Annotated in this window: 10 protein-coding genes; 7 read left to right on the forward strand and 3 right to left on the reverse strand. The window is 73.3% G+C overall.

Annotated features, from left to right (window positions below):
• Positions 1-410: 410 nt before the first annotated feature.
• Positions 411-1,037, forward strand: a complete 627-nt coding sequence (locus VR45_RS42120; protein ID WP_051740548.1) for a hypothetical protein — start codon at positions 411-413, stop codon at positions 1,035-1,037.
• A gap of 7 nt (positions 1,038-1,044) precedes the next feature.
• On the opposite strand, the gene VR45_RS07205 is transcribed toward VR45_RS42120, so the two are convergent.
• The 3 genes from VR45_RS07205 to VR45_RS07215 form a co-directional block, all read right to left on the reverse strand.
• On the reverse strand, positions 1,045-2,070 hold the full coding sequence (locus tag VR45_RS07205) for a LuxR C-terminal-related transcriptional regulator (RefSeq protein WP_045938833.1): 1,026 nt from the start codon (positions 2,068-2,070) through the stop codon (positions 1,045-1,047).
• Complete coding sequence (locus VR45_RS07210; RefSeq protein ID WP_159394138.1) at positions 2,057-3,091, reverse strand: LuxR family transcriptional regulator; 1,035 nt, start codon at positions 3,089-3,091, stop codon at positions 2,057-2,059. Before VR45_RS07210 ends, VR45_RS07205 begins: the two co-directional genes overlap by 14 nt.
• Before the next feature lie 584 nt (positions 3,092-3,675).
• Complete coding sequence (locus VR45_RS07215; protein ID WP_045938835.1) at positions 3,676-4,800, reverse strand: TDT family transporter; 1,125 nt, start codon at positions 4,798-4,800, stop codon at positions 3,676-3,678.
• Positions 4,801-4,871: 71 nt separating this feature from the next.
• On the opposite strand from VR45_RS07215, the gene VR45_RS07220 reads away from it, so the two are divergent.
• The 6 genes from VR45_RS07220 to VR45_RS07245 all read left to right on the forward strand — a co-directional run.
• Positions 4,872-5,912, forward strand: coding sequence for a LysR family transcriptional regulator (locus VR45_RS07220; protein WP_078896298.1), 1,041 nt, complete (start codon positions 4,872-4,874; stop codon positions 5,910-5,912).
• A 71-nt stretch (positions 5,913-5,983) separates the two neighbouring features.
• Entirely contained in the window at positions 5,984-8,590 is a 2,607-nt protein-coding gene (gene clpB, locus VR45_RS07225; protein WP_045938836.1) for an ATP-dependent chaperone ClpB, read from the forward strand.
• Between the two features lie 181 nt (positions 8,591-8,771).
• The gene (locus tag VR45_RS07230) at positions 8,772-9,335 is read left to right on the forward strand and encodes a YbjN domain-containing protein (protein WP_030392501.1); all 564 of its coding nucleotides are present in this window, start codon (positions 8,772-8,774) and stop codon (positions 9,333-9,335) included.
• A 142-nt stretch (positions 9,336-9,477) separates the two neighbouring features.
• Complete coding sequence (locus VR45_RS07235; protein ID WP_045938837.1) at positions 9,478-10,668, forward strand: pyridoxal phosphate-dependent aminotransferase; 1,191 nt, start codon at positions 9,478-9,480, stop codon at positions 10,666-10,668.
• Positions 10,669-11,112: 444 nt separating this feature from the next.
• Positions 11,113-11,640 carry a DUF2617 family protein gene (locus VR45_RS07240; protein ID WP_045938838.1) on the forward strand — a complete coding sequence of 176 codons (528 nt, stop codon included), beginning with the start codon at positions 11,113-11,115 and terminating at the stop codon, positions 11,638-11,640.
• 259 nt (positions 11,641-11,899) lie between these two features.
• A partial coding sequence (locus VR45_RS07245; RefSeq protein WP_052708900.1) for a spermidine synthase occupies positions 11,900-13,020 on the forward strand: 1,121 nt, incomplete at its 3' end.

The following is a 13,020-nucleotide window of genomic DNA, read 5'->3' on the forward strand; positions in this document are numbered from 1 at the left end:
TACAACGGCAGCGATCGAAGCCGCCACAATGCGAACGTGCCGGCGCAGGCGAAGCATGCGATCACGCCTTCCTGAGTAGTCGCAGGGTATCGAGCAATGGGAACAGCTGAGCAATCGACCACATAATGCCCCAGCTCGAACGCGCGCGCCACATCCCCCCTTCACAGAAGTGCGTCATCTCCATGCCAGGCAGTCAGATGACACCTCCAAGCAGTGGACTCGGCCGCCCCGAACGATGGACGATCAGTTCGCTCCCGATGGTCCCGGCAAGCTCACCACACTTGCCGATGTACCTTCAATTCACCATTCGGCCCCGCACCTCGAGCGGAGACCGCAGCCACGCCGATCGGAACCCCTGACCCAACCCTGCCGGACCTGGTGAACCCGATCAGCCACTCCCCGGAGTCGACATGACTGAGCCCTACCTGCGTCACCACGACAGCCAGGCCCACGAGGGTCGGCGTGCACGAGTCTTCCTGGCCGCGCCGCTGATGCGGCTGACCGGGCCGGCGGACAGTGTGGTGACGCTCGCCAGCCGGACGCGGCTGACGACCCTCCGCACCACCCTTCTTCGCAGTGGCGCCGCCGTCTACAGCGCCCACCACAGTGACGCCTGGACCGTGGCCGGCCGCGCCCCCGAGCCGCGGGTGCCGTCGGACTTCCGCGCGCTGCAGTCCGCGGACCTGGTCTTCGCCTACGTCGGCGCGCCGCTCTCCGCCGGCGTCAGCCTGGAGCTGGGCTGGGCGTCCGCGCTGCGCAAGCCGATCGTCCTGCTGGTGGACGAAGCCATCACCCACAACCCGCTGATCGCCACCATCGAGCAGGTCGCCCCCGTCCTGCCGCTGGTCTTCGACGACACCTGGTCCCAGGAGGCGCTCCACCACACGGTGGAGACCGCCCTCGACTGGGCCGGCATGGCGCTCTCCCTGCGCGAGGGCTTCTGGACCGCCCCCGGCGAGCAGTTCACCGTCCCCCGGCAGCAGCCCCCGGCCGTCGGCCCGACCGGCTACTGGCCCACCGGCGCGGCCACCGGCTGATCGCGGGTCAGGCACCGGACTCCCCCGTCCGGGCTCCCCGCATCTGCCAGCCGAGCTGGAACAGCGTCTCGGCGTCGTACAACTCCCGCAGCCGGGCGATGTGCGCCGCCACCGTCCGCTCGCTCAGTCCCAGCCGCGAGGCGATCGCCCGCTGGGTGAGGCCCTGGGCGAGCAGGCGGCCGACCTGGTCCTGCGCCGAACTCGCGCTCTCGGCCGAACCAGCCGAGAGCGCGGCCCAGTTGACGCCCTCGGCCTGCTGCCAGTGCTGCTCGAACACGTCGACCAGGAACGCCACCGTGGCGGGATCCTCCACGACGGCCGCACTGGAGTTGTCCGCCGCCGCGGGGATGACCGCCACCAGCCGGTCGAAGACCAGCATCCGCTTGAACGGCACGGCCAGCACCCGTACCGCGCAGCCGAGCCGGGTGACCTCGGCCGCGTAGTCGACCGTCGGGCCGTCCAGGCGGGCCGCCGGTTCGTACAGGGTCCGCATCGAACCACCGCGCTCGAGGTAGCGGCGGGCGCGGTCGAGCGAGTCGGGCAGCAGGGCGACCGGCCGGGCACCCCCGGGCTGGGCGGTCAGACCCTCGTTCCGGTACTCCTGGGAGAACCGTTCGATCTCGTGCCGGATCTCCTCCATGTCCGTCAGGTAGCGGACGCCGACCGGCCGGTCGCTCCGGCACGGCGCCGCGTCGTAGGCCCGGGTGAGACCGCCCATCAGCTCCGGCAGCCGTTCCGCCTCGGCCATCAGCCGGGCTCCCGTCGAGCGGACCCCCGCACCGATGCGGTCCGCGACCGCCCGCGGGTCGACCGCGCTGTAGGAGGCGTCCAGCACCTGCGGCACCAGCAACCCCAGCTCGACCAGGCGTTCCAGCGCGACGGCGTCCCGGGCGTCGACGTCGGCGGCCCGGATCCGGCCGCCCTCGCGCAGCACGGACAGGTACAGCTCCTGCGCGGCCTCGTCCGGCAGCGCCGCGCTCAGCATCTCCGAGAGGGTGCGCAGGGCCGGGGCGGCCGGGTCATCCGTCGTCACGGCCGCCCCGCATCAGCCAGCCGAGCTGGAAGAGGGTCTGGGCGCCGTAGCGGTCGCGCAGCCGGGAGATGTGGGCGGCGACGGTGCGTTCGCTGAGTCCGAGGCGGGTGGCGACGGCGCGTTGGGTGAGACCGCGGGCGAGCAGGCGGCCGACCCGTTCGGGGGCGCCCTGGGCGGCGCTCCGGCCGGGCGCGGTGGAGCGGCCGATGGCGTCGGCGCGGCACCAGTCGCGCTCGAAGGCGTTGACGATGAAGGCGATCCCGGCCGGGTCGGTGATGAACGCGGCGGTGCTGTGGTCGTCCGAGGCGGAGATCACGGCGACCGAGCGGTCGAAGATCATCAGCCGCTGGATGGGCTCGTCCAGGATCCGGATCAGCGAGCCGCGCCGGGTGACCTCCTCGGCGTAGGCGAGGGCGGGCGGTTCGGACATCGCGACCGGCTGGTAGATGGTGCGCAGCGAGCAGCCGCGCCGGAGCAGTTGGACGTCCTGCTGGATCGCGATCTTGAGCGCGTCGGCCGGACGGGGCCCCGGCTGGGCGGTGAGGACCTCGGTACGGCAGTCGGAGACCAGCTGCGAGATCCGGTGCCGGATGTGGATGTGGCCCTCGATGTAGACGGCCCCGCCGGAGCGCTCGGGCGGGCGGGGCATCGCGTCGTAGGCGCGGGTGAGGACGTCCAGCGCGCCCGGGAGGTTCTCGGCGCGGACCAGCAACCGGGTGGCCTCGCTGCGGAGTTCGGCGCCGAGGCGGTCGCTGACCGAGCGGGGGCTCACGGCGGTGTAGCAGGCGTCCATCGGGTTGGGCATCAGCAGGCCGATGGAGACCAGCCGGCGGACGGCCTCCCGGTCGGCCTCGGGGACGTCGGCGAAGCGGATGCGGCCGCCGTCGGCGAGGATCGCCAGGTAGAGGCCGCGGGCGGTCTCGTCGGGTTCGCCGGTGACCGCGGCGGCGCCGGTCGCGCCCTCGTCGTCGGGGGTGTCGCCCGGGGTGTCCTTCGGATCCGCCGTCGCTCCGAACGTCACGTCGAACGCTCCCTGCCGGGTTCTCTCGGGGGTGTGGTGCTCCTCGCGCGCCGCGCGGTGGCCGGCGGCCCTCACGCTACTGGGGACCGACGGGTCCCCGGACCTCGGGTGCCGTCGCACACGGGTCCGGGGAGCCGTCGGTCTACGCCGTGGTCCCAGTGCTTCCGGCGAGGCGGAGCAGCAACGCCTCGCCGGCTCCGGTCCCGGGGGCCATCACCACACATGGCGTCCCGGCCGGCGCTCTCCCCCCCCGATATGCAGGCACGTGCGGACGTGCCGGTCGCATCCAGTAATGAAGAGCAAGTCACCGTCATCGGGCTGCGGTTGCCCGGACGACCTGGCGTGACTCCACCCTCACAGCGTGACGGCCGGTGAACAAGTGCCGCCCTGCTGCATGTTCTCGCAATTGCAGAAACCTGCAGCACCGGACCGACCCGGACCGCCGCGCGCCGCTGCCGATTCCTGCGAAAGCCCAGGTCAGTGCGGTACGGCGGAAGTTTTCCGACCGTCCGTCCGGTCGGTGGCGGACGCGCGGAGTCCGGAAAACCGGACGCGGGGGCGGCCGGCGCCGGTCCCGGCGGGCCTCAGCGGGCCAGCAGCCGTCCGCCGGCCAGCGCGGCGGCCGTGCCGCCGGCCGCGAGCGCCCAGCCCACCAGCAGCAGCGCGAACAGGCCGACGGCGAGCCCGGTGAACCCGGCGAAGCCGGTGTGCCGGGCCAGCGCGGCCGCCCCGGTGACGCAGGTGCCGATCGGGAAGGTGAACGCCCACCAGGTCATCCCGAACCCCATCCCGGCCCGCCGGGCACGCAGATTGGCGGCGAGGGCGAGCAGCAGCCACAGCATCGCGACGCCGAGCACGGCCACGCCGTACAGCTCGGCGAGCGGGAGCGCGACCGGGGCGAGCCGGGGGAGGACCGGGCCGGCGGCGTCGGCGAGCTGGTGGACGGCGGTGGTGGACTGGCCGAGCGGGCCGAGCACCAGGAACAGGGTCGGGGTGAGCGCCAGGGCGGACAGCTTGCTGTGCACCACGCCGGTGAGCACCACCGGCAGCAGGGCCAGGGTGGCCAGCAGGCCGATCCCGAACAGCGTCGCGCAGCCGTACAGCAGGGTCTCCCGGGCGCCGCCGGCGGGCAGGTGCGGGACGAGCGCCGGGCCGGCGGCGGAGGCGACCAGCGGGGCGACCACGGGCAGCAGCCAGGTCGGGTTGGCCCCGAGCGGGGAGACCTTGTGCCGGGTGATCATCAGATAGGGGATGCCGACCGCGACGGCCAGCGCGTACACCGTGCCCGCCGTCCACAGCACCAGGTCGATCGCGACGGCCGGGCCGGTGCCGATGACCCGGGAGCCGACGGTCAGGGTGCCGAGGCCGACCGAGAGCAGCGCCATCGGCGGACAGCCGTAGAAGACGGCGGTGGCCGGGTTCTCCAGCAGGTGCTCCCTGGCGGCCTCGCGGTGCCGGGTGAGATGGACCGCGCGGGCGGTGCCGAGCAGCAGCAGAGCGGCCAGTCCGAGCGCCCACACCACCTCGGCGAACCCCAGCAGGCCGGGCCACCGGACCGGGAGGGCGGCCGCGCCGTTCGCCACGATCGCGGTCCCCATGACCACCGCGTACCAGTTCGGGGTGAGCTGGGAGAGGTCGAGGCGGCGGGCCCGCGCGGAGAGACGGGCCCGGGCGGACAAGGGGGGAGCGGCGCTGAGCAGGGTGACCATGCCATCAACCGTCCCCCGGGACGGCGGCCGCCGGTAGCGCCGCCCGCTCTATGAGGGCATAGCCTGAATCTATGCCCCTCTCCCCGCGCGTCCCCGAAATCGGTGCCCTGGAGCTGCTGCTCGCGGTGGCCCGGCTCGGCAGTGTCGGCCGGGCGGCCGCCGAGATCGGGGTGAGCCAGCCGACCGCCAGCGCCCGGATCAAAGGCATGGAGCGGCAGATCGGCGTCCCGCTGCTGGAGCGCTCCCCGCGCGGCTCCCGGCCCACCGAGGCGGGCCGGCTGGTGGTCGAGTGGGCCCGGCAGGTGGTGGAGGCGGCGCAGGCGCTGGACGCCGGGATCGACGCGCTGCGCGAGCGCCGGGACGCCCGGCTGACCGTGGTGGCCAGCCTGACCGTCGCCGAGTACCTGATGCCGGGCTGGCTGCTGGCGCTGCACGCGACCAACCCGGGGACGGCCGTGACGCTGCGCACCGCCAACTCGGCGGACGTGGCCGGGCACGTGCTGTCCGGGGACGCCGACCTGGGCTTCGTCGAGGGGCCGCTGCCGCCGGCCGGCCTGGCGGGCGCGGTGGTGGCGGCGGACCGGCTGGTGGTCGTGGTGGCGCCGGACCATCCGTGGGCGCGGCGGCGTTCGCCGCTGTCCGGGGCGGAGCTCTCGGCGACCCCGCTGGTGCTGCGCGAGCCGGGCTCGGGGACCAGGGAGGTGCTGGAGATGGCGCTGGCCCCGTACGGCGGCGCCGCGCCGCCGCGGCTGGAGCTGGCCTCGTCGACGGCGCTCAAGGCGGCGGCGATGACCGGCGCCGGGCCGGTCTGCCTGAGCGAGCTGGCGGTGGTGGAGGAGCTGGCGACCCGGCGGCTGGTGGCGGTGCGGCTGGCGGAGGAGCTGGACCTGCGGCGGCCGCTGCGGGCGGTCTGGCCGTCCGGGCAGCGGCCGACCGGGCCGGCCCGGGACCTGCTGGCGCTGACCCGGCGGACGGCGGGCACGCACCAGGCGAGGATGGCCCAGGCCCGGACCCTCCCGCCGAGGACGGCGGCCCGGCCGGCCACCGGGGCGGCCGCGCGGAGCGAGCGGCCCGTTCTGCGGGCCCGCCCCGATCGTTCACGCAAAAGTTGAGCGGAATAGACTCAACTTAGTGCATGCTGTAGAGAGCAGACATCAGCTCGACGAGGGAGGACCCCCCAGCAGTGGACGCCAGCAAGTTCACCACCAAGACGCAGGATGCCCTGTCCGCCGCGATCCGGCAGGCGGGTGCGGCCGGCAACCCGGACGTCAAGCCGGTGCACATCCTGATCGCCCTGCTGGAACAGCCCGAGGGCATCGCCAGGCCGCTGCTGGAGGCGGTCGGCGCGGACGTGTCCGCGATCGACGCCGACGCCCGCCGGCAGCTGGCCGGACTGCCCAGCGCCTCGGGCTCCACCGTCGCCGCGCCGCAACTGGCCCGCGACACGATGGCCGTGCTGACCGAGGCCGGCAAGCGCGCCGACGACCTCGACGACCAGTACGTCTCCACCGAGCACCTGCTGGTCGGCCTGGCCGCCGAGGGCGGGGCGGTCGCCGAGCAGCTGGTACGGCAGGGCGCCACCGCCAAGGCGCTGCTGGCCGCGTTCAAGGACGTCCGCGGCAGCGCCCGGGTCACCTCGCCGGACCCCGAGGGCACCTACAAGGCGCTGGAGAAGTACGGCACCGACCTCACCCAGGCCGCCCGGGACGGCAAGCTCGACCCGGTGATCGGCCGGGACCAGGAGATCCGCCGGGTGGTCCAGGTGCTCTCCCGCCGGACCAAGAACAACCCGGTGCTGATCGGCGAGCCCGGCGTCGGCAAGACGGCCGTGGTCGAGGGCCTGGCCCAGCGCATCGTGGCCGGCGACGTGCCGGAGTCGCTGCGCGGCAAGCGGCTGGTCGCCCTGGACCTCAGCGCGATGGTGGCCGGCGCCAAGTACCGCGGCGAGTTCGAGGAGCGGCTGAAGGCCGTCCTCAACGACATCAAGCAGAGCAACGGCCAGGTCGTCACCTTCATCGACGAGCTGCACACCATGGTCGGCGCGGGCGCCGGCGGCGACTCCGCGATGGACGCCGGCAACATGCTCAAGCCGATGCTGGCCCGCGGCGAGCTGCGGATGGTCGGCGCCACCACCCTGGACGAGTACCGCGAGCGGATCGAGAAGGACCCGGCCCTGGAGCGCCGCTTCCAGCAGGTGCTGGTCGGCGAGCCGAACGTCGAGGACTCGATCGCCATCCTGCGCGGCCTCAAGGGCCGCTACGAGGCGCACCACAAGGTGCAGATCTCGGACGCCGCGCTGGTCGCCGCGGCCACCCTCTCGCACCGGTACATCACCTCCCGCTTCCTGCCGGACAAGGCGATCGACCTGGTCGACGAGGCGGCCTCCCGGCTGCGGATGGAGATCGACTCCTCGCCGGTCGAGATCGACGAACTCCAGCGCGCCGTCGACCGGTTGCGGATGGAGGAGCTGGCCCTGGAGAAGGAGTCGGACCCGGCCTCGGTCGACCGGCTGGCCAAGCTCCGCCGCGATCTCGCCGACAAGAACGAGCAGTTGAGCGTACTCACGGCCCGGTGGGAGCAGGAGAAGAAGAGCCTGAACCGGGTCGGCGAGCTCAAGGAGCGGCTGGACGACCTGCACGGTGCGCTCGAACGCGCCCAGCGGGACGGCGACTTCGAGCGCGCGTCGAAGCTGATGTACGCCGAGATCCCGGCTGCCGAGAAGGAGCTCGCCGACGCCCAGGAGCGCGCCGCCGGCGAGGACACCTCCGCCTCGATGGTCAAGGAGGAGGTCGGCCCGGACGACGTGGCCGATGTGGTGGCGTCCTGGACGGGCATCCCGGCCGGCCGACTGATGGAGGGCGAGAGCTCCAAACTCCTGCGCATGGAGGAGGAGTTGGGCCGACGCCTGATCGGCCAGCCGGAGGCCGTGCAGGCCGTGTCGGACGCCGTGCGGCGCACCCGCTCCGGCATCGCCGACCCGGACCGCCCGACCGGCTCCTTCCTCTTCCTCGGCCCCACCGGCGTCGGCAAGACCGAACTCGCCAAGGCCCTGGCCGACTTCCTCTTCGACGACCAGCGGGCGATGGTCCGCATCGACATGAGCGAGTACGGCGAGAAGCACTCCGTCTCCCGCCTGGTCGGCGCCCCGCCCGGGTACATCGGCTACGAGGAGGGCGGCCAGCTCACCGAGGCGGTCCGCCGCCGCCCGTACAGCGTGGTGTTGCTGGACGAGGTGGAGAAGGCCCACCCCGAGGTCTTCGACGTGCTGCTCCAGGTGCTCGACGACGGCCGGCTCACCGACGGCCAGGGCCGCACGGTGGACTTCCGCAACGCGATCCTGATCCTCACCTCCAACCTGGGCAGCCAGTTCCTGGTGGACCCGACCACCCCGGACGAGCGGAAGAAGGACCTCGTCCTGGAGTCGGTGCGGGCCGCCTTCAAGCCGGAGTTCCTCAACCGGCTGGACGACATCGTGGTCTTCGACCCGCTCGGCACCGCCGAGCTGACCCGGATCGTCGACCTCCAGGTGGCCCGGCTCGCCGACCGGCTCCGCGACCGCCGGCTCGACCTGGAGGTCTCCCCCGCCGCCAGGGACTGGCTGGCGCTCACCGGCTACGACCCGGCGTACGGCGCCCGGCCGCTGCGCCGACTGGTGCAGTCCGCGATCGGCGACCAGCTGGCCCGGGCGATCCTGGCGGGCGAGGTGCACGACGGCGACACGGTGCTGGTCGAGCGGGACGAGACCGGCGACCGCCTCACCGTCCGTGCCCGCGGACCACTGGAGAAATGACCTCCGGGACGGGCCTGCCGGGCCCGCCGCGCCCCCGGATCACCCGGGGGCGCACCGTGATCCGGCCATGCCACCCCGGCTTGCCGGCACCTCTGTGAGGTGGGCCCCGGATGAGGCAGGATGGACTCGGAAGGGCGGCCTCTCATTGCCGACCACCATGTGCACTGAGGAAGAGGACCCCATGAGCATCGACCCGTCGTCCATCCCGTCCTTCGGCGCGCCGCAGGGCGGTCAGCCCGGCGGTCAGGGCGGCCGACCGGCCGGCCCGCCGCCGATCATCGTCCCGGACCAGGCCCTGGTGGGCCAGCTGCTCGACCAGATGCAGCTCAAGCACGTGGTCGACGAGGAGGGTGACCTCACCGCTCCCTGGGAGGGCTTCCGCGTCTACTACATGTTCCGCGGCGAGCAGAAGGAGCTCTTCGCGGTCCGGGCGTTCTACGACCGCGCGTACCCGCTGGAGAAGAAGGGCGAGATCCTCGACCTGATCGACGAGTGGAACCGGGAGACCCTGTGGCCCAAGGTCTACACCCACACCCACGAGGACGGCGTGGTCCGGCTGATCGGTGAGGCCCAGATGATCGTCGGCACCGGCGTCAACCTGGACTACTTCGTCACCACCACCGCCAACTGGACCCAGGCCGCGGTCGGCTTCGAGCAGTGGATCGTCGAGCGCCTGGGCCTTCAGGACGAGATCGAGGGCGAGGGCGGCGAGGACAAGCCGTCCGACGGCGCCGACGAGAACTGAGCCCGCGGGGAACCCCCGTGCACGGCCCGCCACCGACGCCCGGTGGCGGGCCGTCCTTGTCCCCGGGGCCCCTCCGGCCCCAGGATGGGCCCGACCGGGCCCCAGGACTGGCCCGGCCGCCGCCGAGGTGCGAGGAGCCGTGATGGGTGCGAGGCCGCTGCTGAACCGTCGTCTGGACGGGCTCGGTACGACGATCTTCGCGGAGATGTCCGCGCTGGCCACCGCCACCGGCTCGATCAACCTCGGCCAGGGGTTCCCCGACACCGACGGCCCGGAGGAGGTCCGCGAGGCCGCCGTCCGGGCCCTGCGCGAGGGGCGCGGCAACCAGTACCCGCCCGGCCCGGGCGTCCCCGAGCTGCGGACCGCGATCTCGGCGCACCAGCGGCGCCGCTACGGCCTCGACTACGACCCGGACACCGAGGTGCTGGTCACCGCCGGCGCCACCGAGGCCATCGCCGCCGCCCTGCTCGCCCTGCTGGAGCCCGGTGACGAGGTCATCGCCCTCGAACCGTTCTACGACTCCTACAGCGCCTGCATCGCGATGGCCGGCGCGACCCGGGTCCCGCTCACCCTGCGTGCCCCCGACTTCCACCCCGACCTGGACCGGCTGCGCTCGCTGGTCACCCCCCGTACCCGGCTGCTGCTGCTCAACTCGCCGCACAACCCGACCGGTCTGGTCCTCTCCCCCGACGAGCTCACCGCCATCGCCGAACTCGCCGTCGAGCGCGATCTCCTGGTGGTCACCGACGAGGTCTACGAGCACCTGGTGTTCGAGGGCGCCCACCACCCGATCGCCGCCCTGCCCGGCATGCGCGAGCGCACCGTCTCGATCTCCTCGGCCGGCAAGACCTTCTCCTTCACCGGCTGGAAGGTCGGCTGGGTGACCGGCACGCCCGAGCTGGTCGCCGCCGTCCGCACCGCCAAGCAGTACCTCACCTATGTCAGCGCCGGACCGTTCCAGTACGCCGTCGCCGAGGCCCTCGCCCTCCCCGACAGCTACTTCGACGGTTTCCGCGCCGATCTGCTGCACAAGCGCGACCTGCTCGCGGACGGCCTCGCCGCGGCCGGATTCCGGGTCTTCCGCCCCGGGGGCACCTACTTCGTCACCACCGACATCACCCCGCTGGGCGAGCAGGACGGCATCGAGTTCTGCCGCACCCTGCCCGAACGCTGCGGGGTCGTGGCCATCCCCAACGCCGTCTTCTACGACGACGCCGAAGCCGGCCGCCCGCTGGTCCGCTTCACCTTCTGCAAGCGGGTGGACGTCCTGGAGGAGGCGGTCGACCGACTGACCCGGCTCCGTCCCGTCGACCGGACCTCTCGCACGCCCTGACGATTCGTCAATTCTCCCGACGGGCAGCGGCTTTGCTGCCTGTCGGGCAATCCTTCGTGCCTGCGCGGCAGGGTTTCGCCCGGGGCCGGTGCCATGCGCCCGGCGCATCCGGGACGAGGGCGCACGCGTAGTGCGAACGGCGTGCGAGCCGCGCACACGGCGTGCGGGCCGGGGCGAAAGGCGCGCGCGGTGCACAGTCGCACACCGGGTCGATCAGAGCAGCTAAGCCGATGTGCTCGAAACGGTGAATGCTTGACAAAGTTGGGTAAATCACCGACGGACCCGGCGTATTCGTGCTTCTCTGCTGCTGAATCTCCAGCCGGAATCCTTCCTTCCACGGTCGGCCGCGCCCTGGACCGCACAGCCACGAACAGCCCCGCCTTGACCCGGGCCCACTCGCTGCTGCTCGGAGGGCGCGCACGGAGCTGAAACGCGGAGCCGAGCATGCTCACCACTTTGCAGACCTCCTACACGGACACCCGCGCGGGTGACCTGGCCTGGTGCCTGGGCGGCGATCCGCTGCCCGCCCTCGCGGTCCGCGACCTGAGACTCGACGGCCCCGGCCACCCCGGCCCGTCCGGCACCCTCCAGCTGCGCCTGCTGGGCGCCTCCCACCAGGTGGTGATCGCCGCCGGACCCGGCCACTGCCTGGAGACCGTCGCCTGCCTGCCCGGCCGCCGGACGCCGCTGCCGGCCCGGGTGGCCAAGCAGGTCGACGGCTGGGAGTACGAGTTCGCGGCCCGGATCGAGGCCCTCCCGCCGCACGACTTCGCCGCCCGCGCGCAGGAGTTGCTCGCCCTGGTCGAGGGCCACCCGCGCGGCCTGGCCGGCGTCTTCCCCGGCGACCCCAGCGCCTTCACCGCGCTGGTCACCCAGGGCGGGGTGGACCGCCTGCTCTGGCGCACCTGGCACGCCTATCCGCAGGAAGGCCGGCTGGTCTGCACCCGCTCCTCGCTGGTGGTCGCGCGATGAGCGACACCGACCCCGCCGAGCCGTCCATAGCCCCGACCGTGCGCCTTCATTCGCACGAAGGAACGATTCGTCAACCTGCGATACCGCCCTGTCCGTCGAATGGGCGCAGCCGTCCGTCCCGAACGTCGCCTAGCGTTTGTTCGTGATCAATCATCCGGTCGGTCCGCCCCCCGCACAGCCGGGCCTCGACCTCGACGAAGGCAGCCCACCCCGGCCCGGGCGGAGCCTGACCTCCCTGCCCGCCCGCCGTCGGTCCCGCTTGCGTGCCCGCCCCAAGCTCGCCCGGCTGGTGGTGCTGCTCGCCGCGTTCGTCTGCGCGGCCTGCGGACTCGTCTACGAGCTGGAACTCGTGGCCCTCGGCGACTATCTGCTCGGGGACTCGGTCACCCAAACCTCGGTCGTGCTCTCCGTCATGGTGTTCGCGATGGGCCTCGGCTCGCTGCTCGCCAAACGCTTCACCCGCCGGCCCGCCACCGCCTTCGCCCTGGTCGAGTGCGCCCTCGCCCTCACCGGCGGCCTGTCCGTGCTGGCGCTCTACTCCTGCTGGGCCTGGATCGGCCGCTACCAGGCCGCGATGGTCGGCCTGACCTGCCTCATCGGCGTCCTCATCGGCGCCGAGATCCCGCTGCTGATGACCCTGATCCAGCGGATCCGCCGCGAGGACGCCGGCCGCGCCGCCGCCGACCTCTTCGCCGCCGACTACGTGGGCGCGCTGATCGGCGGCCTCGCCTTCCCGTTCCTCATCCTGCCCGTCCTCGGCCCCGGCAGCGGCGCGCTGGTCACCGGTGCGGTCAACGCCGTCGCCGGGGGCGGCCTGGTGCTCTGGCTCTTCCGCGAGGAACCCGACCCCCGGGCCCGGCGGCTGCTCCTGGGCGGCTGCGCACTCGTCCTCGCCCTGCTCGCCTCGGCCGCCCTGTGGTCCGGCGCGGTCGAGCGGGCGGCCCGGCAGGCCCTGTACGGCGGGCAGATCCGCTCCGTCAGCCAGAGCCGCGACCAGGAGGTCGTGCTCACCGGCCCGGCCGAGGGCCCGCTGCGGCTGTACGTCGACGGCCGGCTCGCGGTCTGCGGACCGGACGCCTACCGGGGCGACGAGGCCCTCGTCCATCCGGCCATGGCCGCCGGACCGGACGGACGGGTGCTGCTGCTCGGCGGCGGGGACGGGCTCGCGCTCCGGGAGGTGCTGCGGCACAGCGGCGTCCGCTCGGTGCTGGTGGTCGACCCGGACCCGGCGCTCCCCCGGCTCGCCCGCACCGACCCGGGGCTCGCCGCGCTCTCCGACCGGTCCCTGGAAGACCCCCGGGTGCGCACCGCCGAGGCCGACCCGCTGGACTGGCTGCGCGGTGTCCGGCCCTCGCCCGGCCAGTCCTTCGACGTGGTCCT

Source organism: Streptomyces sp. NRRL S-495, from assembly GCF_000966955.1.
Taxonomy (GTDB): domain Bacteria; phylum Actinomycetota; class Actinomycetes; order Streptomycetales; family Streptomycetaceae; genus Kitasatospora; species Kitasatospora purpeofusca.